We start from the raw sequence: 20,978 nt of genomic DNA, 5'->3' as shown, positions 1-20,978 counted from the left end.
GGGTGAAGGAGCGGTGTCCGGTGCGTGCGGTCGCAAGGCGCCGGAGCGTCCTTGTAGCGGAGCTACCAGGGCGGTTCGGCAACGCGGCGAGCGTGCGTGCCGGGCGCCGCGACGCCGCGGAGACCCGTCAGACACCCCCTAGGCACGCGCCCTGCCCTTGGGTGCATCGGTGTGCCCGAGGCGGGGCGTTCGCCATGGGCCCAGGGTGGCGTCGCTGACGGTAGGCTCGGCCGAGCCCGCAAGTACCGGGGCGCGCCCACGCCGCAAGGAGCCCCGCATGCCGCTGCCGGTGCTGACCGCCGTGGTCCTGGCCGAGCTCCGCAGCCGCTTCGGACCGGGCCTGTTGGAGCCGCGACCGCTCGCCATGGGCGCGTGGTCCCGCGCGTACGCCCTCGCCGTCGACGGCCGCGAGCTGGTCGTCCGGGTCGGTCACCACGGCGAGGACTACCTCAAGGACGCGGCAGCGGCCACCAGGTTCGCCTCGTCCGTGGTGCCGGTCCCCGAGGTCCTCGCGGGCGGCGAGGCCGACGGGCTGTGCTACGTCGTCTCCGAGCGCATGCCCGGCACCGCGCTCGACGACCTCGACGCGGAACAGGTCGAACGGGTGCTTCCCTCGCTGCTCGGGGTGCTCGACGCGATCGGGTCCGCCGATCTGGCCGGCACCGCGGGCTTCGGGATCTGGCGCTCGGACGGCACCGCCCCGCACCGCGGATGGGCCGAGGCCCTGCTCGAGGTCGGCGAGGACAGACCGCGCTTTCCCGGCTGGCGCGACACCCTCGCGGCCTCGCCGATCGGCATGGGCCCCTTCGAGCGGGGGCTGCGACAACTGCAGGGCCTGGTAGGGCAGTTGCCGGACCTGCGGGAGCTGGTCCACTCCGACCTGCTCAGTCGCAATGTCCTGGTCTCGGGGGACACCGTCGCCGGGGTGCTGGACTGGGGCAACTCGATGTACGGGGACTCCCTCTACGACGCGGCCTGGCTGATCTTCTGCTGGTCGCTGTACCCGCAGTGGAAGTCCGTCGACATCCGCGCGCGGCTCAGGGAACACCTCAGCGTCGGCGGCCGGCCGCCGGCCGGTTTCGACGAGCGTATCCACACCTATGAGATCCACATCGCCCTCGGCGCCGTCGCGGCCTGCGCCTTCCGAGGACGCTGGGACCAGGTCGAGTTGTTCGCACGGACCGTGTCACGCCTCGCCGCAGCCTGACTACTGTTCAGCCCCACCCGGGGCCGGCTCGTCCTGAGGGGTTGCGGCCCGCCGGTCGGCCGATCGGCGTCCAGTGACGAACACAGCGACGATCGACACCGCACCCGTGCAGATGATCGCCGCGCCCTGCGTCTTCGCGCCCACGTCGAACGCATGCCACGCGACAACCGCCAGAACAACCAGGGCGGCAAGGCCTGTCGCGTGTCCTATCGACTGGGCGATCAGTCCGGCCCAGGCCAGTCGTTGCCGGTGTCGCTGATCATGCCGTTTCTGTTCCAACAGCACGCGGGCCACCTCAGGAGCCCTCTCGTTCAGGAGGGCAAGTTCCCGTACCGTGAACTCGCCGCCGGACGACGATCTCTGCCGTGCTGACCGGGATCCCGTGGATGAGCTCATACGGACCCACCCACCGGGTTTTCGTCCTCGACCCTGAGGCCGAGAGCGAGACACAGCTCATGGACATCGTCGGCGAGGGTGGCTTCGAATGCTGGAAGCGGTTCGCGCGGCCGGTCCGCACCGCCCAACAGATCGAGGGTGCCGCCCACCCCGGCCAGGAACGCCCGCCATGTCGCCCTTGTTCTCCGGCTCCTCTCGGCCGGTTCACCGGTTGCCGCGACGGTCTTCGGCACCGCGATGCGGGCCACGTCCAGCGCACGGAGCCAGGCTTCGGCAGTCGGAGGTCCTGCCCGGTCCGCGGCACCCGGGCCGAAGGCGACTCGCGCCAGCTCCTGGAGCGGTGGCGGCAGCGCCTGTGGATCGACCGTGCCGCGGGGCGCGGTATCGCTGCCGGTGAGGAGTCGGAAGATGAGCACCGCGAGCGCGAAGTCGTCGCTCGCCGCGGTGGCCGGCTCTGCCGTGCCGGGGAAGTATTCCTCGGTCACCGGGTCCGTGAAGGAGACGGATTCGAATTCAATGAATTCAACGAACCCGTTCCGATCGACGACCACACTGCTGCCGGACAAGTCGCCGATGACGATGCCATCGCCATGCATGCGGGCCACCATGAAGGCAAGATTCCAGCAGACACCCAGCAGGAACCGCTGGTCCGGTCCTTCGGAGAGCCGAAACCGGGATGAAGGGTCAAGCAGCTCCTCCAGCTTGACGTGATCGCCCAGGAGGGGCATCGCGTATCCCAGCACCGCACCTTCCCGGCTCTGCACGAGCGCGGTCGGCCAAGCGACTGCGGGCTCCGGGGCCTCCTCACCGGAGCGGCTGCCGAACGGCATCCCCAACAGCCCCCGCAGTCTCCGTTCCTGCAGGGGGCCGGGTGGCTCACGGTAGATCTTGACGATGTAGTCCGCGCGGCCCTCAATGCGATAAAGAGCCGCCTGGTCGTCGACCTCTGACGGCACCTCAGCAAGCGGTACCGGCACGCCGTCCAGCAGTACGGTCCGTCCGGTCACCGGATTACCGCCCTCAGCAGAGTTTTGCTCCAAGGCTATCGGATCGAAGCAGCGCGGTCAGCGCCTTGCCGGGAACCGCTGCAGCGCCCGACACCGCCGGCCCAGCGGGGATCACGAGCCAACCAGAACACAGGTCCGAATAGTAGGCAGTCGAACGATGATCCCTGGAATCGCAGCAGTTCAGTGCCACCGATAACCCTCCCGGCCGACAGGAAAAGCCGCGATTTCGGGCCGTTCGCCAAAGAATCTTGCCGGACATCCTTGCTGTGGATCTTCCCGCCGCCCCAATATCTTAGTTGCCGAGAACCAGCCGGGGATTTAGGCGTTCCTGCGCCTACGCCCATGACTTCACCGCCGCCAGGCCGATCAGTTCGGTCTCTTCGGCATGAGTGAACGCCCTCAGCAGCAACGTCACCGGAATAAGCGCGGCGGGCCCCATATCCGGCTGCCGACAATTCTCGGAATTCCACTCCGCGAGACCACGCGACCAGAATGAGGTCCTGCCATGACTGTGTCATCCGTTCCGATTCCCGGTACCACCCTCGTCGGCCAGGCGCGCTCGGTGGTGTGTTCCAGCCTCCTGATGCAGGACGCACTTCCCACCGGCGGAATCTCGGTGCGGGAGGGGGAGAACCAGATGGCGTTGTTCGCCAACCCCTTCCTGGACGGGAAGGAGGAGGCGCTCGTCCTCAACCAGAGCGGCGCGCTGACCTATGTGCAGCGCACCGCGTCGTCCGCCAGCGGCTGGCAGCAGGTGTCCGTCGACACGTCCGCCGGCGCGCCGCCCCTGCTCGGCGGCGAGGTGGCCGTGATCGTCAACCCCTACGACCTGAGCGTGTGGGCGGTGTACACCGCCGCGTCGGCGGCCGAGGCGGAGCAGGTCTCCGCCTTACGCCTGACCGCGCAGACCGTCGACGGGGTGGCCAGCTGCAGCTGGCAGGCCATGCCCGGGGCGATATCGTTCGCCGGCGCGTCGATGCCGGCGATCTCGCGTCTGCGGGTGGCCTACGACGGAACGACGCCCCACGTGGTCGGGCTCACCGAGACCAACACCCTCGGCTACATCAACCCGCTGTTCACCATCGCACCCGGGGGCACCGCCTTCTTCGGCTGGTCGGTCCTCCCGAACCCGCTGACGGGCGCTCCCACCGACAGCTTCGACTACACCGTGCAGTTCGGGGTCAACCAGGCCCCGGAGGTCTACCTGCTGCAGGGCCCCAACCTCAGCATGCTGACCTTCTTCCCGGTGTTCTCGAGTGCGCCGGTGTCGGGCACCGCCGCCGAACTGGTGGGCGCCTACCAGCTGCCGAGGGGCAGCCGCGGTTCGGCGACGGGCTGCGTGTACCTGGACGCCGCGGGCGATCTGGTGACCTACAACAGCGTGTACGGCATGAACGGCCCGGTGGCCCACTTCGGCACGACGTCCGGGCTGGGCCTGATCACCGCCAGCCTGTGGACCGACGCGAACCGCATGCTGCATGTGTTCGGGCTCGACACCGACAAGACCCTCCGGCTGCTGAACCAGGCCAGCTGGGCCGACGGGGCTCCGGCCTGGGCCCAGGCGGTGTCCCAGGACGGAACCACGACCACGCCGGCGCTGATCGGGGTGCACCCGGGCGTCGCCGGCCTGGTGCTGGACCCGTTCCCCGACCTGCTGCCCAGCGAACTGCTGTGGCAGGAGGGGACACAGGCCGCCGACATGTGGTGCGTGTGCACCCAGGACGTCGCCTCGGCCCGCTGGGCCATGGAGCCGATCCGGCTCACGGATGCCGCCTCGCCGATCGTGACGGCCGCCCACTACGTCTCCGACATCACCGTGCTGGACGGGGTCGGCACCCCGTTGGGCGGCCTTCCGGTCCAGGTCTCGGCCGAGTCGCGGCTGGAGATCATCTCCGGCGGGATGTCCTGGCTGGTCGGGCCCGGCTACTCGGCGACCCTGACCACGAACCGGCTGGGCCGGATCCGCATCGCCGTCCCGGCCCGCGCGCTGGTACCGCCCGCCATCCACGTCGACGCCCCCGGGCTGGTGCCCGGCGCGGTGATCCAGCCGGCCTCCGACGTGCACGAGTACCTGGCCGGGACCGGCACCCTCGCCTCCCAGTCCGCGCCGTTCAGCGGCACCGCCCTGCTCGCCGCCACGGCCGGCGGGGTCAATGTGGTCAAGCCGGGGACGACGCTGGCGGAGGCGACCGCGGCGGCCACCGGAGTGCAGCAGGCCTTCACCGCCGCCGCGGGCAAGCCGCTGACCTCCCGGCTGCTCACCGGCCCCGGTCCGGCCCCGGAGATCCACGGCTGCGCGGTGGGCACGATGGCCGACGGCCGGGTGGGGTACCGGGAGTTCGGCAGCGCCAAGGAGGTCGAGGACTACCTCGCGGGGATCAGGGCGCTGCCCGAGTACGGCGGGATCCTGGACGAGTTCCTCGACTTCCTCGGCAACATCTGGGAGGGCATCAAGAACGGTGCGATCGAGGTCTACAACGTCTACCAGGCCGAGGGCTTCTTCGGGGTGGTGATCTGGATCGGCGGGAAGATCGTCGAGGTCGCCAAGGTCGTCATCGACGGGGTGGAGACCGCCGGACAGGTCGCCGAGGCCTACTTCAACACCGTGGTCCAGGACATCACCGACGCCCTCGACTGGCTGCAGTCGCTGTTCGACTTCAGCGCGATCTGGAACACCAAGAAGGCCCTGGCGGACGGCCTCACCAAGGTCGTGGACCTGGGCATCGCCACCCTCGACTACGCGGGCACCCTGGCGGACCGCTGGTTCCAGGAGAAGGAACAGGAGGTCACCACCCTGTTCACCACGCTCAAGAAGCAGTTCGCCACCACGGCGGTCGGCGACTTCGCCAACATCACGCCGCTGCCGCCCACCGCCAACGGCAGCGTTCCCACCCAGCAGGAGCTGCGCGGCAACCCGCAGGCGACCTGGTTGCTCAACCACCTCATGGATTCCGAGAGCAGCGGCGCCCTGCTCGGCAGGGCCGCCGTCAGCATTCCCCCGGACTCGCCGCTGGTGACCGCGTTCACCCAGTTCCTCCAGGACCTCAACGCCAGCGCCCTGGTGGACGACGTCACCACCACGCTGGGCGACCTGGCCACCGCCGCCTCCGTGCTGTTCGACCCGGCCAACCCGGCCGTCGCCCAGACCACTTCGGTGCTGGCGCTGCTGAACGACATGGAGAACCTGGCACTTGACGTGCTGCAGGCGCTGGACACCCTGGTCAACAAGATCCTCGGGCTGGCCGCGACCATCGCCCGCAGCGTCGACGACCTGCTGGACAGCAGCCTGGACCTGCTCGGCCCGATCGGCAGCCTGATCCAGTGGATCCTGGAGGAGGTCGACGGCCCCGACATCGACCAGCTGACCCTGGGCGACTTCCTGCTGCTGGTCATCGCCTTCTACGTGACGACGCTGTACAAGCTGTTCTACGGCGTCGACGAGCAGCCGTTCCCCACCGGGGTGTTCCCGCTGCTGCCCGGCCCGCCCTCGGCCACCGGCGTGGCCGGCGACGAGCCCGACCCGGACTCCATGCACACCTGGCAGCTGTTCTGCGGGTTCGCCGGGGTGTTCAACTCGCTCCTCAACTTCTACGGCGACCTGTGCATCATGTGGGACAAGGTGGATCCGGTGCTCAACCCCCTGATCTGCATCGGCGCACTGCTCACCCAGGTGCTCAGCGGTGTCGCGCTCTCGGCCCCGCCGGTCACCGGCCGGGAGTGGGAGGGGCCGGCCACCGGGGCGTTCGTCGCGCAGCTGTTGGAGTGGCTGCTCGGCTTCGCGGTCTGCGCCGCCAGCCTCTCCGAGGTGGCCGAGGCCGACACCGTGTGGCTGAAGAACCTCAACGGCATCGCCGGACCGGTCGTCAACACCCTGTTCGGAGTGGCGAACCTGGCCTGCCTGGCCGCCGACGACGCCCAGGCCAAGGCGACCGCCTACACCTGGGGCAGCGACATGGTCTCCGTCATCGGCGCCCTCGACTCGGTGATCCGGATCGACACCGGCCCGGAGGAGCCGGACGAGTCGCTGCCGTGGCGGGTCGGGATCACCGCCGGGGTGAACGTGGGCACCAACCTGACCGCCGCGGTCATGACCATCGTCTCCGGCGTGACCCGCACCCGGCCGGAGATCACGTTCGACAGCCTCGATCCGATCGCCGAGGGAACCGCCGGCCAGCCGTTCGTCCTCGACGTCAAGAAGCACACCACCGGCGGCGACAAGCCCTGCAACAGGCCGCTGCAGAAGTTCACCATGACCGGGGCCGAGGGCTCGGGCCTGACCATCGACCCGGACACCGGCCAGGTCACCGGCACCCCCACCAGTGCGCTGAGCTACGACGTCACCTTCACGGTCAGCGACAGCAACTGTCCGGCCTACGAGTCGGAAGCGGTCACGGGAAAGATCACCATCGGGAGTTCGCTCTCCGCGCCGCCCCACCCCCGGGGCCACGGCGACCACCACGACCACTCCGGCCACCACGACCACGACGGGCACAAGCACAAGGGCCACGGCGGCCACCGCGCCGACTCGTAGACCCAGCTATTGGGTGACCCCGGGCTGGGCGACGCTGGTCGTCCAGCCCTGGTCGAGCAGGCGGCAGACCTGGTCGACCGCGGCGGCGGGGTCGGGGCGGGAGCCGGCGAACGCCAGGGTCTCCAGGGTGAACCGGGCGTAGGCGGCGCAGAGCAGATCGTCCTGCGGGCGTCCGGTCTGCTCGGCGAGGGCGTGGGCCAGGGCGGTCTCGTGGCGCAGGGACATCGCGTGGGCGTACTCGCGCAGGGCCGGGGTCTGCCGGACGAGCTGCTGGAGGGCGGCGAAGCGCGGGTCGCGGGTGTGCGGCGAGGTGACGTACTCGGTGAAGTGGGCCCGCAGCGCCTCGGGGATGGTCAGGCCCGGCGGCCGGTCGGTGACCGCGCCGACCAGGGCGGCCTCATGGCCGGCGTCCTCGTCGAAGACCAGGGCCTCTTTGCCCTGGGGGAAGTAGTTGAACAGGGTCGACACCGACACATCGGCGACCTCGGCGATCTCGCGCACGCCCACCTGGTCGTAGCCGCGTTCCAGGAACAGCCGCAGCGCGGTGTCGGCGATCGCCTGCCGGGTGGCGGCCTTCTTGCGTTCGCGCCGCCCCACGGGCGCCGCGCTGTCGGTCGTCGTCCTGTCCATCCGCCCAGCCTACCGGGAATATTGCGATTGCACCATAATTGGAACTGTTGTAGTTTTGGAGCTGTTGGAGAAATTAGCACCGAAGGGATTCCCCATGAGCTCCGTAGCACCCACCCACGCCAGGATCAGCGTCATCGGCGCCGGACCCGGCGGCCTGACCTGCGCCCGCATCCTGCAGCGGCGCGGCCTCGCGGTCACCGTCCACGACCGCGACGCGGGCCCCGAGGTCCGCAACCAGGGCGGCACCCTGGACCTGCACGCCGACAACGGCCAGATCGCGCTGCGCGAGGCCGGTCTGCTGGAGGAGTTCTTCCAGCTGGCCCGCCCCGAGGGGCAGGAGATGCGCCAGTTGGATCCGGCCGGCGCGCTCCTCTCGCACCAGCTCCCGAAGGCCGACGAGCTCTTCAAGCCGGAGATCGACCGCGGCCGACTGCGCGACCTGCTGCTGGACTCCCTGCAGCCGGGAACCGTCCAGTGGGGCCACGCCCTGGAGTCGGTCGACGGTCCCGCCGACGGCCCCCGGCAGCTGCGCTTCGCCGACGGCAGCACGGTCGAGACCGACCTGGTCATCGGCGCCGACGGCGCCTCCTCCCGGGTGCGCCCGGCCGTGTCCCCCGCCGTCCCGCAGTACTCCGGGGTGAGCTTCCTGGAGGCGTGGTTCAACGACGTCGAGAACAGCCACCCCGAGATCGCCGAGCTGGTCGGCCAGGGCGGTGCCCACGCGGCCGACGGCGAGCGCGGGATGTTCGCCCAGCGCAACGGCGGCAACCACATCCGCGTCTACCTCATCCAGCGCGTCCCGGTCGACTGGATCAGCCGGAGCGGCCTGGCCGCGGACGACACCGACGCCGTCCGCGCCCTGCTCCTGGAGCGCTACGCCCACTGGTCGCCCCGGCTGCGGCGGCTGATCACCGACAACGAGGGCCGCTACATCCAGCGTCCGATCTTCGCCCTGCCGGTCCCGCACACCTGGGAGCACAACCCGACCGTCACCCTGCTCGGTGACGCCGCCCACCTGATGCCCCCGCTGGGGGTGGGCGTCAACCTCGCCATGCTCGACGCCGCCGAACTGGCCGTGGCCCTGGCCGAGTCCGCCACCGTCGCCGACGCCGTCCGCGCCTACGAGCGGACCATGCTGCCGCGCTCCGCCGAGAACGCCAAGATCCTCGAGGGCGGCGCCGAGTTCCTGCTGTCCGTCGAACTCCCCGACCTCGGCGACGACGAGGGCGACGACAAGGGCGACGACGCCGTTCGGCACGCGGGGCGGTGAGGTCCACGTCGGTCAGGCGCAGGCCCGGGGCCGTATGCCAAGCTGAAGGCCGACTGTCACGAGGGAGTGCGGCAATGCTTGGTTCGTCTCCGGTCACGGCGTTCCTGCCGTCCACGGATCCGGTCCGGTCCCGGGCCTTCTACGAAGGTCTGCTCGGCCTGACCGTGACCGCGTCCGACGGGTTCGCGCTAGTGCTGGAGGGCGCGGGAACCACCATCCGGGTCACCCGCGTCGAGACGTTCACTCCCCAGCCGTTCACCGCGCTGGGCTGGGTGGTCCAGGACATCGCCCGGGTGATGAGCCAACTCGCGGAGCAGTCGGTCGAGTTCGTCGTCTTCGAGGGCATGGGCCAGGACGCCGACGGCGTCTGGACCGCTCCGGGCGGCCACCGGATCGCCTGGTTCAAGGACCCGGACGCCAACCTGCTCTCACTGACCCAGTACGCCTGACCCGGTCCCCCGCACCGGCCCCTGGTCCGTGGACGCGTCCAGGATCAACGCGCCCTTGTCACCGGCGTAGTTGTACAGCGTGTTGCGCGCCGGCCCGGACCAGTTCATGGTGCTCCTCGACGCCGGCGGGGACCGGGCGGCGCGTCTCTATTTGCGTATGGACGCAATTAAGGGGAGACTGCTCTCGGCACCGTCCCCTGCCGCGCCGCGCGCGCCGGGCCTGTGCCGGTACGACCGGAACGCTGGAACCGCATCCCCGATTGGAGGCAGCCATGGGCGCCGACCCTCCCAGTCCCCGCTGCCCCCAGGGCAGTCGCTGACGCACTGATTCGCCCGCTCCGGGCCGCCCCCGGAGTAGTCCCGCACGGCCGTCCGGGCCCTTCGGTCCGGCCCGCCGAGCCTGCCTGCCTACTTGGCTCCCCCTTCTGATTTCTCTCCACGCCGGACGCCGTCCCGGCCTGCCCGCACCCCTGTTCCGCTACCGCCCGCCTGCCGCGCGGTCACGGGAACGCGGCTGGGCCGGGCCGGACGCGTCCACCGTGTGGCTGGAGGTTCCTGTGATGCCGTTCCGTACGAGCGGCCCCGCCGCCTCGCGCGCCTCGCTGCCGTCCCGGGCAGCGGGCCGCCTCGCCCGCACCACCTGGGTGGACCTGGTGGTCGCCGCCGCGGTCCTGGTGCTGCTGTATCTGACCCTGCGCGTGGGGCAGGGCACCACCGTGCGCTTCTCCACCAGCCAGAGCGCCAAGGTCGACACCGACCCGGCCCGGCTGCCCTACGACGCGGCGCGCAGCCTGCTGCGGATGTTCGTGGCCCTGGCCGCGTCGGTGGTCTTCACCTTCGTCTACGCCTACACTGCGGCGCGCAGCCGGCGCCTGGAACGGATCCTGATCCCGGCGCTGGACATCCTGCAGTCGGTACCGGTCCTCGGCTTCCTGACGGTGGCGGTGAGCGGATTCATTGCGCTGTTCCCCGGATCGATGCTGGGCCTGGAGTGCGCGTCCATCTTCGCCATCTTCACCTCGCAGGCCTGGAACATGACCTTCGGCTTCTACTACTCGCTGACCGCCATGCCGCGCGAACTGGACGAGCTCTCCCGCTCCCTACGCTTCACCCGCTGGATGCGCTTCTGGAAGGTGGAGCTGCCGTCGGGGGCGATCAGCCTGGTCTGGAACGGGATGATGAGTTTCGGCGGCGGCTGGTTCTTCCTGGTCGCCTCCGAGGCGATCAGCGTCAACAACAAGGACTACGCCCTGCCCGGGGTCGGCAGCTACGCCGGGGCGGCGATCGCCGACGGCGACCTGGGCAAGGTCGGCTGGGCGATCCTGACCATGGCGGTCATGGTGATCGGCGTCAACTTCCTGTTCTGGCGCCCGCTCACCGCCTGGGCCGAGAAGTTCAAGAACGAGCAGTCCGAGGCCACCGAGGTCCAGCGCTCCTACGTCCTGGACCTCCTGCGCCGCTCGCACTGGCCCCGGCTGCTGGGGTACGTGCTGCGCCCGGTGGGGCGCGGCCTGGGCCGGGCCGCCCGGATCCTCGGCACCGACGACCGGCCGCTCACCCATGACCCCGCCCGGCAGCGCACCGGCGACATCGCCTTCGCGGTGGTGGCCGGCGGCCTGATCCTCTGGGGGCTGGCCGGGCTCGCGGAGTACCTGCACGACACCTCCGGCCTCGGCGTCTTCGGCGAACCCCTGCTGCTGGGGCTGGCCACCCTGGGCCGGGTCCTGCTCCTGGTCGCCGCGGCCACCGTGGTCTGGGTGCCGATCGGCGTGCGGATCGGCTTCTCGCCGAAGCTGACCCGCATCGCCCAGCCGGTGATCCAGGTCCTGGCCAGCTTTCCCGCCAACTTCCTCTTCCCGCTGGCCGTCTGGTTCTTCCTGCGGACCGGGCTCTCGATCGACGTCGGCGGAATCCTGCTGATGGCGCTGGGCGCCCAGTGGTACATCCTCTTCAACACCATCGCTGGGGCCATGTCCATCCCCACCGACCTGCGCGAGGCCATGGACGATCTGGGCGTGCACGGCTGGCAGCGCTGGCGGCGGCTGATCCTGCCCGGGATCTTCCCCTCCTATGTCACCGGCGGCATCACCGCCTCCGGCGGCGCCTGGAACGCCTCCATCGTCGCCGAGGTGGTCACCTTCGGCGGCACCACGCTGACCGCGACCGGCCTGGGCGCCTACATCGCGCAAGCGACCGCCGGCGGCGACTTCCCCCGCCTGATCGCGGGCGTGGCCGTGATGAGCCTGTATGTCGTCGCCCTCAACCGCCTGCTCTGGCGCCGCCTCTACCGCCTCGCCGAGACCCGCTACACCCTCTGACTCCGACCCGCCGCGCCCTCTGACCCACCCTCAGAACGGCCGATCTGCAAAGGAGCCTCCCATGGTTCTGAGCGCCCTGCGCAACCTGCGCACCACCCGCACCACCGCTCCCGGCGGCAGGACCGCCACCGCCCCGCCCCCGGCGGACGGCGACGTCCTGCTCGCCACCGCCGCCCTGACCAAGTCCTACGCCGGGGCCGACGGCGAACTGCCAGTGCTGGCCGGCATCGACCTCCAGGTCCGCGCGGGCGAGATCGTCGCCCTGCTGGGGCGGTCCGGCTCGGGCAAGTCCACCCTGCTGCGCTGTCTGGCCGGGCTGCTGCCGCCCAGCTCCGGCACCGTCTCCTACCGCGGCACGCCGCTGACCGGCGCCAACCCCGGTACGGCCATGGTCTTCCAGACCTTCGCGCTGCTGCCCTGGCTGACCGTCCAGCAGAATGTCGAGGTCGGCCTGGAGGCCCGCGGCGTCCCCGCCGACCGGCGCGCCCTCGCCGCCGTCCAGGCCATCGACCTGATCGGCCTGGACGGCTTCGAGGACGCCTACCCCAAGGAGCTCTCCGGCGGCATGCGCCAGCGCGTCGGCTTCGCCCGCGCCCTGGTGGTGGAACCCGACGTGCTGATGATGGACGAGCCCTTCTCCGCCCTGGACGTGCTCACCGCCGAGAACCTGCGCGGGGAGCTGATGGAGCTGTGGGAGTCGGGCCAGTTCCCCACCCGGGCCATCGTCCTGGTCACCCACAACATCGAGGAGGCCGTGCTGATGGCCGACCGCATCGTGGTCCTGGGCTCGCGCCCCGGCACGATCCGGGAGACCTTCCAGGTCGACCAGCCGCGTCCCCGGGACCGGCAGTCCGCAGACTTCGAGGACCTCATCGACCGCGTCTACCGGACCATGACCGGCCGCGCCAAGGAGACCCGCACCCCCGGCCGCACCGAGCCGGTCGGCCTGGAGAAGCGCACCATGGCCAACACCCCGCTGCCCACAGCGAGTGTCGACGGACTGTCCGGGCTCGCCGAGATGGTCGCCCACCGCGGCACCCGCTGCGACCTGGCCGACCTCGCCGACGACCTGGGCCTGGACGTCGACGACGTGCTCCCCCTGGTCGACGCCCTGGAACTGCTGGGCCTGGCCAAGGTCAGCGAGGACGACCTGATCCTGACCGAACGCGGCACCACCTTCGCCGGCGCCGACGTCCAGCAGTCCAAGGAGATGTTCGCCACCGCCGCGCTCGACGCCCCGCTGGTCAGGCTGATCACCACGAGCCTGCGGCAGAACTCCGACGGCGTCCTGCGGGCCGGCTTCTTCCGCGACCTGCTCGCCCACCACTACACCAGCGAGCAGGTCGCCCAGCAGCTGGAGACCGCCACCGACTGGGGCCGCTACGCGGAGCTCTACTCCTACGACGCCGACCGCCAGTCCTACCGCCTCGACCGAGACCCCCGCCCCGACCAGGCGCCGGAAGCGCCTCCCGGCCCCTGAGCCCCGCCGGAGCCCGCCGGGCGGGGCCGGGCGGGGGCCGGGGCCTGGCGGGCCGGGGGTCAGCCGTGGGCCGGGCCCACCCCGCGCAGCGCCACCAGGCCCGAGCAGGGCGGACCGGGCCCGCCGGGCCGGGGCCGGGACGGGCCAGAGCCAGACCGGGGCCGGGACGGCCTACTGCCCGGCCGCCGGCCGCCGCGCCCGCAGCGGGCCGGCGGCCCGTCCCGACTGCTCCTTCGCAACTCCCGCAGGCTCTGCGGGCTCCGCGACCTCTGCGGGAGCAGCCGCTACCGCCGCCCGCCCACCCGAGCCGCTCAGCGCCGCGCCTGCCACGCCAGCCGCGGCTACCAGCGAAGCCTCCTCCAGCAGCCCGCGCACATGCGGGCCCGCTGCCCGGTAGATGATCCGGGTCCCCTCGCGCCTCGACTCCACCAACCCCGCCGCCCGCAGCTTGGCCAGATGCTGCGACACGGCCGCGACATGCGCGCCCAGGAGCTCCGCCAGGCTGCCCACCGGCAGCTCCCGCCGGCTCAGCGCCCACAGCAGCCGGTACCGCGTCGGATCGGCCACCGCCTTCAACACCGCGACCGCCCGATCGGCCCCGGCCGCATCCCATGCGTCAACTTGCGTTCCCATGCAAATACCCTAACCGCCCGGCCCACGGGCAGTGGGGCGACGTCGGCGTGTGCCTGCGACGGGCTGGAGCCTGCCCGCTAGGGTTCGCCCTGACCAGAACGTCCCTGAGGAGGAGTCACGATGACCGAGCGCCGGACCGGCACGGCGGGCCTCGCGCTGATGATCGGCGCCCTCGGGGTGGTCTTCGGCGACATCGGGACCAGTCCGATCTACACCCTGCAGACCGTGTTCGATCCGGACGACCCGCATCCCGTGCCGGTCTCCACCGCGAACGTCTACGGGGTGGTCTCGCTGGTGTTCTGGTCGGTCGTGATCATCGTCCTGGTCACCTACGTCCTGCTGGCGATGCGCGCCGACAACGACGGCGAGGGCGGCATCATGGCGCTGATCACCCTGCTGCGACGGACCGGCTCGTCCCGGGGACGGCGCACCACCGCCGTCCTCGCCGCGCTGGGCATCTTCGGCGCGTCGCTGTTCTTCGGCGACAGCATGATCACTCCGGCGATCTCGGTGCTGTCCTCGATGGAGGGCCTCAAGGTGGTCCAGCCGTCGCTGGACAGCGCCGTCGTGCCCGGCACGGCGGCGATCATCGTGGTGCTCTTCCTGGTGCAGCGACGCGGCTCGGCCGCGGTCGGCCGGCTGTTCGGCCCGGTGATGATCGTCTGGTTCACCGTCATCGGAGCCTGCGGCGTGCGCGGGATCGTCGACCACCCGCAGATCCTGCGGGCGCTGTGGCCGAGCTACGCCCTGGGCTTCCTGGTCGGCCACTTCGGCACCGCGTTCTTCGCCCTGGCCGCGGTCGTGCTCGCGGTGACCGGCGCGGAGGCGCTCTACGCGGACATGGGCCACTTCGGCCGCCGGTCCATCACCCGCGCCTGGCTCTTCCTGGTGTTCCCGGCCTGCGTGCTCAGCTACCTCGGCCAGGGCGCGCTGATCCTCGCCGACCCGCACAACATCAGCAGCCCGTTCTTCCTGCTCGCCCCCGGCTGGGGCCGACTGCCGCTGGTGATCCTGGCCACCGCGGCCACCGTGATCGCCTCCCAGGCGGTGATCACCGGCGCGTTCTCGGTCGCCTCCCAGGCGGCGCAGCTCGGCTATCTGCCCAGGCTCCGCATCGCCCACACCTCCGAGTCCACCGTGGGCCAGATCTACGTGCCCTGGATCAACTGGCTGCTGATGGTCTCCGTGCTCACCCTGGTCTTCGCCTTCCGCAGCTCCGCCGCGTTGGCCTTCGCCTTCGGCATGGCCGTCACCGGCACCATCACCATCACCACACTGCTGTTCTTCTACCTCGCCCGGGCGCGCTGGCACACGCCGGTGTGGCTGATCACCGTCGGCGCGACCCTGCTGCTCACGGTGGACCTGCTGTTCGTGGCCGCGAACGTGACCAAGCTCGTCCACGGCGCGTGGCTGCCGCTGCTGATCGGCTTCACGGCGTTCACCGTGATGACGACCTGGCGGCGCGGGCGCAAGATCGTCACCGCGGAGCGGGAACGGACCGAGGGCCCGCTGCGCGGGTTCGTCGACCAGTTGCACTTCCGGGAGGTCCCGGCGGCCCGGGTGCCCGGCACCGCCGTCTTCCTGAACCGGGGCTCGCTGACCACGCCGCTGGCCATGCGCGCCAATGTCGAGCACAACCATGTGCGCCACGAGCAGGTGGTGATCCTCTCCATCGAGACGGAGACCGTGCCGCGCGTCCCGGACGATCAGCGGACCACCGTCGACAACCTCGGCTACGCCGAGGACGGCATCATCCACGTCACCGCCCGGTTCGGCTACATGGAGACCCCGGACGTGCCCGCCGCCCTGGCCCTGCTCGACCCCGCCGACACCGAGGGGCAGCTGCGGCTGGACCAGGCGTCCTACTTCCTGTCCACGATCGAACTGCGCTGCGGAGAGGCCCCGACCATGGCCAGGTGGCGCAAGCGCCTGTTCATCGCCACCTCCCACATCACCGCCGACGCCGCCGAGTACTTCGGCCTCCCCCGCGGCCGCACCGTCATCATGGGCTCCCAGATCGAGGTCTAGGGTCTGCCCGGCCGCTGCGGCGGCGTCAAAGTAGCGACCATCTGCATATGGGAAGCGTCAAGGCGCTTTGCTCGGCCCACCCCTCAGATGTTGCATGAATACCAGGAGGTCCCACGGATCTCCCTGCGAATCGAAATGCAGCCGCAGAGCAGGCAGAGGGAAGCGAACCACCATGGCTGAGAACGTCCGGATCGTCGTCGGCGTCAGCGGATCACTGAGCAGTCTGGCCGCGCTGCACCACGCGGTGGCGGAGGCGCGGCGGCTGGACGCGGTGCTGGTGCCGGTCCTGGCCTGGCACCCGGTCGGCGGGGAGTTCGCCTACCGCTCCTCCCCCTGCCCGCCGCTCCTGCGCGAATGGCAGCAGGCCGCCCGCAAGCGCCTGGACACCGCGTTCGAGCAGAGCTTCGGCGGCTACCCCGCCGGGCTGCGGATCCAGCCCATGGTGGTGCGCGACGACCAGCCCGGGCGGGCCCTGGTGCAGGTCGCCGACCGGCCCGGGGACCAACTGGTGGTGAGCACCGGGCGGCGCGGCCGGCTGGTCCGGCTGTTCCACGGCTCGGTCAGCCGCTACTGCCTGGCCCACGCCCGCTGCGCGGTCACCGCCGTACCGCCGTCCGAACTGCTGGAGGCACTGGAACTGGCCGCCCGCGACGGCGAGCCGATGACCCTGCCGACCCGCTGGGGCCGCGCGGCCCACAGCGCCTGAGAGCGGTCGGGACCGATCCGAGGGGTGGTCGTGACGGTGCCGGTGGGGCGGGTCGTCGTGGGGGTCAACGGGTCGCCGAGCAGCCTGGAGGCGCTGCGCGCGGCGGTCGACGCGGGACGGCGGGAACGGGTCGAGGTGCTGGCGGTGCTGGCCTGGACGCCGGTGGGCGGCGAGACGGGCTACCGCCGCGCCCCCAGCTCCGACCTGCTCGCCCTGTGGGAGGCGCAGGCCTGCGTGCGACTGCGGCAGAGCTTCGAGCAGGCTTTCGGGGGTTATCCGAGCGGGGTGGCGATCCGCCCCGTGGTGGTGCGTGCCGAAGCGGGCCACGGCCTGGTGTCCATCGCGGACCGGCCGCACGACCTGCTGGTGGTGGGGGCCGGCGAGCGCGGCTGGCCGGCCCGCTGGTTCCATGGCGCCACCTGCCGCTATGTCGTCGCCCACGCCCGCTGCCCGGTGCTGGCGGTCCCGCCGCCCGCCCTGCTGAGGGAACTGCCCCTGCGGCAGCGGCACCGGCTGTACACCGCCTCCTCCGCGGAACTCCAGGCCGCCGCCCCGGCGTCGCGCACGACCCCACGCCCCGACTCCCCGGCCGCCCCGGTCACGGACGAGGGCTGATCCGGGTCAGGAACGGAAGCGCGGACGCGTCACCGGGTTGCGGGGTGCCGCACAGGGCCAGCAGGGCCTGGTACCTGAGCTCCACGTCGCGCCGGTCGACTGCCTCGGGCACCGTGGCGTCGCAGGAGTTGAGGATCAGCTGCGCCTGGACCAGCAGCACCTTCCGCCGCTCCGGATACACGGTCTGCTCCCCGACCTTGTGCAGGGCGTCGAGTTGACGGATCATCACCGCAGGCATCCCGGCGGCGGCCTGGCGGATCTTCTCGAAGGCGCGCTGCACCAGCCGGTCGTAGTCCACCTGGTAGGCGATCACCCGCACGTAGCCGTGCCTGTCGCGGTGGATCCGCTGCGGATGCCAGCCCAGAGTGATCCGGCAGAGGCAGTCGCTCAGCCAGTCGATGCAGGTCAGTGCGGTGAAGGTGTCGTTCACTGCGGGCGAGAGGGCGCGGATGGCGATCTCGACCAGTTGGTCGATGCCGAAGGAGATGTCCTGGGTCAGCGTCCGGTAGGGACCGGTGACCTGTCCCTTGGCCAGGTTCGCCGCCACGTGCGGGGCGGCCTCGGCCGGCCACACCACCGCCAACGGGCTTCCCTCGACCAGGAAGTGGCCAGGACGGTAGGGCAGGTGGATGACGGCCTCGCTCTCGCGGGCGATCCGGATCAACCGGTCGTGGCGCAGGTACTGCAGATACCCGCTGGCCGGGGTCGGGATCACCGCACCGGCGCTCTCCATCCGTGACAGCAGCTCCGCCGAGGACAGGCCGCGCTCGCGTCCGTCCACCCCGCCGGCGTCGGCGCCGCCCTGCTCGGCGATCGCCCGGGCCAGGTCCCCGGCGATCGCGGCGATCACTTCGGGGAGTTGGATGGCCTTGGCGATGTGGTTGATGAAGTAGATCAGCATCGCCAGGTCGATCACCGTCAGCGCCAGGGCGACGGTGATCGACAGGTGCGGGACGAAGTCGCCGTGCGGCCCGGGGCCCACCGCCACCAGGACCAGGATCATGTAGAGGAAGCTGGCCACGAAGGTGCCCAGGGTGAGCTGGGTGCCCCGGTCGCGGATGAAGTTGCGCAGCATCCTGGGGCCGAACTGGGTCGAGGCCAGGGTCAGCGCGACGATGGTGATCGAGAAGACCAGGCCCACCACGGTGATGACGGCCGCCGCGACCGTGGTCAGGACCTGCCGGGCGCCGTCCGCGCTGCCGGCCAGCACCCAGTCGGGGAAGTGCAGCCGGCCGTTGTAGGCGATGCGGTCCAGGGCGACGGTCCCGGCCCAGAGCACGACCGCGAGCAGCGACTCCAGCGCGGGGACGAGCCACAGGTTGGTACGCAGCGCCTCGCGCCGCCAGTCGGCGGCGCGAAAGCCGTAGCGGTGGTGGCGGTAGCGCAGTGTGTGAAAGGGAGAGGTCAGCACCGGGAGCTCCTGAGGGCAGCGGAGGAGGCGCGGACCCCCTGGGGGTACCGCGCGCCGCCGACCAGACTTCCCGGCTCACCTGAGCCCGAGCCTATCCGACCGCCCCGGCGGCCCGCCCCTGATATCCGAACCACCGGGCAGCAGCGGGGCGCGGACCTGTTCGTAGCCGGAGGCCATGACGCGGCCGGTGCCCGGCTAACCCGAACGACTCCTAACGCACCACGCGGTAGCGGAGGTAGACGATTTTCGAACCGAAGGTGCGGGTGTCGAGGAGTTCGAGATTCGCCCGGCGCTCCTCCCGGGGGAAGAACGGGATGCCGCCGCCGACCAGTACCGGGTGGACCCTGGGCCGGTACTCGTCGATCAGATCCAGCGCCGCCGCCTGCGCGGCGAGGGTCGCCCCGCCGATCGCGATGTCGCCCTCGCCCGGCTCCGCGCGCAACCGCTCGATCTCCTCCGCGAGACCGCCGGAGGCCAGCCGGGCATGGCCCTGGACCGTCGACAGCGTGCTGGAGAACACCACCTTCGGCAGCGGCTTCCACAGCGCGGCCCACTCCAGCATGGGGGCGTCGAGCGTGGGGTCCTGGTCGGCGGTCTCCCAGTAGAGCATCGTCTCGTACAGCCGACGCCCCATCAGATGGACGCCGACCTCTCGGATCTCGTCGGTGACGAAGCGGAAGAGCTCCTCGTCGGGTTCCGACCAGTTGAAACTGCCGTCCGGCCCGACGATGTAGCCGTCGAGTGAAACGCCCATCGAACAGGTCACGTTGCGCATCAGAAGTCCACCTCCGCCACCAGGTTAGCCGCGGAGGCATGAACCGCGCACGAACCGCGCCGTGGGGACGGCACCGTCCGTACCGGGTGGAACCGCCCCTTGGAAAGGCCCGCCAAGAGCGTCCACGCTGCGGAACAATGCGGGCATGACGGAACTCCTCCCCGGTGCCAATGTCCCTGCTCCCCCGGGCCCGCTGACCCTTGTGGTCCGCTGGTCCTGTGGCTCGGTGCTGGACGCCTCGGCCGTGCTCGTGGGCGCGAGCGGCAAGGTCCGGACGGATGCGGACCTGGTGTTCTACAACCAGCCCGAGGCGGAGGGCGGCGCGGTGCGCCACCAGGGCGGCGCGCCGGGACGCCAGTCGCTGCTGGTGCAGCCGGAGCGGCTGCCCGCCGGCGTGCAGCGGGTGGTGATCGCGGCCACCCTGGACGACGGCAGCTTCGCCGACGTGCGCGACCTGGCGCTGGAACTGCACGACGCCGGCGGCGCGGTCACCGCCGTCTTCCCGGTGCGGCGGGCGGCCCAGGAGACACTGCTGCTGCTCGGCGAGGTCTACCGGCGCCAGGACGGCTGGCGGCTGCGGGCCCTCGGCCAGGGCTACGACACCGGACTGGCCGGACTGGCCGCCGACTTCGGCGTCGCCGTGGACGAGGAGCCGCCCCCGAACGGGGCCGCGCCGCAGGCCGCCCCCACCGACCCGGTCTCGCTGCGCAAGGAGATCGTGCGGGTGAACCTGGCCAAGCGCGGCGCCGCCGGGGTGCGGGCCCGGGTCGCGCTGGTGCTGGACCGGTCGGGGTCGATGCGTCCGCTCTACAACGGCGGCACGGTGGGCCGCCTGGTGGAGCGAATGGCTCCGGTCGCCGCCGTGATGGACGACGACGGCTCCCTGGACGCCTGGATCTTCGCGGACCACTGCGCCCGGCTGCCCACCCTGACGATCCCTCAACTCGCGGAGTGGATCGAGCGCAACGTCTATATCCGCTCCGGGCACCGCCAGCTCCCGGAACTCCCGGGCGGACGCTCCCGCGTCCCCGACCACCTGGTGGACGTCTTCGGCGGCAACAACGAGCCCGAGGTGATCCGCGACATCCTGGCGTACTACGCGGAGCGGCCCGGCGATCCGGTGCTGGTGCTGTTCTTCTCTGACGGCGGCATCAACCGCAGCAAGCAGATCCAGGAGCTGCTCACCCAGGCCGCCGCCAAGCCGCTGTTCTGGCAGTTCATCGGCCTGGGCAAGTCCGAGTACGGCATCCTGGAGCGCTTCGACACCCTGCCCGGACGGGTGGTCGACAACGCCGGGTTCTTCCAGGTCGACGACTTCGACCGGATCACCGACGCGGAGCTCTACGACCGCCTGCTGGGCGAGTTCCCGCAGTGGCTGACCGAGGCCCGGCGGCTCGGCATCCTCTGACGTCCTCCGTCTTCCGTCTTCCGTCTGACGTCTTCCGTCTGAGTCTCCTCACCGAAGCCTGCCCGGAGCGGCGCGAGCCGCCGCTCCGCCACGCCCTGACGGCGCCGCAACGCC

17 protein-coding genes are annotated in these 20,978 nt (G+C 71.1%); 10 read left to right on the top strand and 7 right to left on the bottom strand.

From position 1 onward, the window contains the following. The first annotated feature begins 277 nt into the window (after positions 1 to 277). The gene (locus ACEZDG_RS28975; RefSeq protein WP_380514938.1) at positions 278 to 1,207 is read left to right on the top strand and encodes a phosphotransferase family protein; all 930 of its coding nucleotides are present in this window, start codon (positions 278 to 280) and stop codon (positions 1,205 to 1,207) included. Here the strand turns inward: ACEZDG_RS28975 and ACEZDG_RS28970 are convergent, their stop codons facing one another. Both ACEZDG_RS28970 and ACEZDG_RS28965 read right to left on the bottom strand, forming a co-directional pair. Beyond that, positions 1,208 to 1,492: a hypothetical protein gene (locus ACEZDG_RS28970; RefSeq protein ID WP_380514935.1), complete on the bottom strand. Its 285-nt coding sequence runs from the start codon at positions 1,490 to 1,492 to the stop codon at positions 1,208 to 1,210. It lies immediately after the preceding gene. A gap of 107 nt (positions 1,493 to 1,599) precedes the next feature. Further along, complete coding sequence (locus tag ACEZDG_RS28965) at positions 1,600 to 2,610, bottom strand: hypothetical protein (protein ID WP_380514932.1); 1,011 nt, start codon at positions 2,608 to 2,610, stop codon at positions 1,600 to 1,602. 583 nt (positions 2,611 to 3,193) lie between these two features. Here ACEZDG_RS28965 and ACEZDG_RS28960 point away from each other — a divergent pair. After that, the gene (locus ACEZDG_RS28960; RefSeq protein WP_380514929.1) at positions 3,194 to 7,141 is read left to right on the top strand and encodes an Ig domain-containing protein; all 3,948 of its coding nucleotides are present in this window, start codon (positions 3,194 to 3,196) and stop codon (positions 7,139 to 7,141) included. Between the two features lie 6 nt (positions 7,142 to 7,147). Here the strand turns inward: ACEZDG_RS28960 and ACEZDG_RS28955 are convergent, their stop codons facing one another. Next, a complete protein-coding gene (locus ACEZDG_RS28955; RefSeq protein ID WP_380514926.1) occupies positions 7,148 to 7,771 on the bottom strand; it encodes a TetR/AcrR family transcriptional regulator in 624 nt (207 codons plus the stop codon). A 94-nt stretch (positions 7,772 to 7,865) separates the two neighbouring features. Here ACEZDG_RS28955 and ACEZDG_RS28950 point away from each other — a divergent pair, with 94 nt between their 5' ends. Further along, positions 7,866 to 9,041: an FAD-dependent oxidoreductase gene (locus ACEZDG_RS28950; protein ID WP_380514923.1), complete on the top strand. Its 1,176-nt coding sequence runs from the start codon at positions 7,866 to 7,868 to the stop codon at positions 9,039 to 9,041. A gap of 74 nt (positions 9,042 to 9,115) precedes the next feature. After that, complete coding sequence (locus tag ACEZDG_RS28945) at positions 9,116 to 9,490, top strand: VOC family protein (protein ID WP_380514921.1); 375 nt, start codon at positions 9,116 to 9,118, stop codon at positions 9,488 to 9,490. Here the strand turns inward: ACEZDG_RS28945 and ACEZDG_RS28940 are convergent. Beyond that, positions 9,470 to 9,598 (bottom strand): hypothetical protein, encoded by a 129-nt coding sequence (locus tag ACEZDG_RS28940; RefSeq protein ID WP_380514918.1) that lies wholly within the window; start codon positions 9,596 to 9,598, stop codon positions 9,470 to 9,472. The genes ACEZDG_RS28945 and ACEZDG_RS28940 overlap by 21 nt on opposite strands. Before the next feature lie 452 nt (positions 9,599 to 10,050). Between ACEZDG_RS28940 and ACEZDG_RS28935 the strand changes: the two genes are divergently transcribed. Both ACEZDG_RS28935 and ACEZDG_RS28930 read left to right on the top strand, forming a co-directional pair. After that, complete coding sequence (locus ACEZDG_RS28935) at positions 10,051 to 11,808, top strand: ABC transporter permease (RefSeq protein ID WP_380514915.1); 1,758 nt, start codon at positions 10,051 to 10,053, stop codon at positions 11,806 to 11,808. A gap of 61 nt (positions 11,809 to 11,869) precedes the next feature. Beyond that, a complete protein-coding gene (locus tag ACEZDG_RS28930) occupies positions 11,870 to 13,288 on the top strand; it encodes an ABC transporter ATP-binding protein (protein ID WP_380514913.1) in 1,419 nt (472 codons plus the stop codon). 171 nt (positions 13,289 to 13,459) lie between these two features. Here the strand turns inward: ACEZDG_RS28930 and ACEZDG_RS28925 are convergent, their stop codons facing one another. Beyond that, on the bottom strand, positions 13,460 to 13,855 hold the full coding sequence (locus ACEZDG_RS28925) for an ArsR/SmtB family transcription factor (RefSeq protein ID WP_380514910.1): 396 nt from the start codon (positions 13,853 to 13,855) through the stop codon (positions 13,460 to 13,462). 186 nt (positions 13,856 to 14,041) lie between these two features. Between ACEZDG_RS28925 and ACEZDG_RS28920 the strand changes: the two genes are divergently transcribed. The 3 genes from ACEZDG_RS28920 to ACEZDG_RS28910 all read left to right on the top strand — a co-directional run bounded on the left by ACEZDG_RS28920 (position 14,042) and on the right by ACEZDG_RS28910 (position 17,270). After that, positions 14,042 to 15,949 carry a potassium transporter Kup gene (locus tag ACEZDG_RS28920; protein ID WP_380514908.1) on the top strand — a complete coding sequence of 636 codons (1,908 nt, stop codon included), beginning with the start codon at positions 14,042 to 14,044 and terminating at the stop codon, positions 15,947 to 15,949. 172 nt (positions 15,950 to 16,121) lie between these two features. Next, the gene (locus ACEZDG_RS28915) at positions 16,122 to 16,655 is read left to right on the top strand and encodes a universal stress protein (protein ID WP_380514905.1); all 534 of its coding nucleotides are present in this window, start codon (positions 16,122 to 16,124) and stop codon (positions 16,653 to 16,655) included. A gap of 30 nt (positions 16,656 to 16,685) precedes the next feature. Next, positions 16,686 to 17,270, top strand: a complete 585-nt coding sequence (locus ACEZDG_RS28910) for a universal stress protein (RefSeq protein WP_380514903.1) — start codon at positions 16,686 to 16,688, stop codon at positions 17,268 to 17,270. Here ACEZDG_RS28910 and ACEZDG_RS28905 read toward each other — a convergent pair. Further along, a complete protein-coding gene (locus tag ACEZDG_RS28905) occupies positions 17,254 to 18,681 on the bottom strand; it encodes a DUF2254 domain-containing protein (RefSeq protein ID WP_380514901.1) in 1,428 nt (475 codons plus the stop codon). The two genes, ACEZDG_RS28910 and ACEZDG_RS28905, sit on opposite strands and share 17 nt — an antisense overlap. 211 nt (positions 18,682 to 18,892) lie before the next feature. Beyond that, positions 18,893 to 19,456, bottom strand: a complete 564-nt coding sequence (locus tag ACEZDG_RS28900; protein ID WP_380514898.1) for a dihydrofolate reductase family protein — start codon at positions 19,454 to 19,456, stop codon at positions 18,893 to 18,895. 145 nt (positions 19,457 to 19,601) lie between these two features. Between ACEZDG_RS28900 and ACEZDG_RS28895 the strand changes: the two genes are divergently transcribed. Continuing rightward, positions 19,602 to 20,864, top strand: a complete 1,263-nt coding sequence (locus ACEZDG_RS28895) for a vWA domain-containing protein (RefSeq protein ID WP_380514895.1) — start codon at positions 19,602 to 19,604, stop codon at positions 20,862 to 20,864. Positions 20,865 to 20,978 lie beyond the last annotated feature (114 nt).

The organism is Streptacidiphilus alkalitolerans, from assembly GCF_042511045.1.
Lineage (GTDB): Bacteria > Actinomycetota > Actinomycetes > Streptomycetales > Streptomycetaceae > Streptacidiphilus > Streptacidiphilus alkalitolerans.
The sequence above is the reverse complement of the archived record's forward strand: the minus strand, read 5'-3'. Positions and strand labels throughout refer to the sequence as shown.

Coding starts and splice junctions, on each gene's coding strand:
- ACEZDG_RS28975 (WP_380514938.1), top strand. CDS start 278: ATGCCGCTGCCGGTGCTGACCGCCGTGGTCCTGGCCGAGCTCCGCAGC.
- ACEZDG_RS28960 (WP_380514929.1), top strand. CDS start 3,194: ATGCAGGACGCACTTCCCACCGGCGGAATCTCGGTGCGGGAGGGGGAG.
- ACEZDG_RS28955 (WP_380514926.1), bottom strand. CDS start 7,771: ATGGACAGGACGACGACCGACAGCGCGGCGCCCGTGGGGCGGCGCGAA.
- ACEZDG_RS28950 (WP_380514923.1), top strand. CDS start 7,866: ATGAGCTCCGTAGCACCCACCCACGCCAGGATCAGCGTCATCGGCGCC.
- ACEZDG_RS28945 (WP_380514921.1), top strand. CDS start 9,116: ATGCTTGGTTCGTCTCCGGTCACGGCGTTCCTGCCGTCCACGGATCCG.
- ACEZDG_RS28940 (WP_380514918.1), bottom strand. CDS start 9,598: ATGAACTGGTCCGGGCCGGCGCGCAACACGCTGTACAACTACGCCGGT.
- ACEZDG_RS28935 (WP_380514915.1), top strand. CDS start 10,051: ATGCCGTTCCGTACGAGCGGCCCCGCCGCCTCGCGCGCCTCGCTGCCG.
- ACEZDG_RS28930 (WP_380514913.1), top strand. CDS start 11,870: ATGGTTCTGAGCGCCCTGCGCAACCTGCGCACCACCCGCACCACCGCT.
- ACEZDG_RS28920 (WP_380514908.1), top strand. CDS start 14,042: ATGACCGAGCGCCGGACCGGCACGGCGGGCCTCGCGCTGATGATCGGC.
- ACEZDG_RS28915 (WP_380514905.1), top strand. CDS start 16,122: ATGGCTGAGAACGTCCGGATCGTCGTCGGCGTCAGCGGATCACTGAGC.
- ACEZDG_RS28900 (WP_380514898.1), bottom strand. CDS start 19,456: ATGCGCAACGTGACCTGTTCGATGGGCGTTTCACTCGACGGCTACATC.
- ACEZDG_RS28895 (WP_380514895.1), top strand. CDS start 19,602: ATGACGGAACTCCTCCCCGGTGCCAATGTCCCTGCTCCCCCGGGCCCG.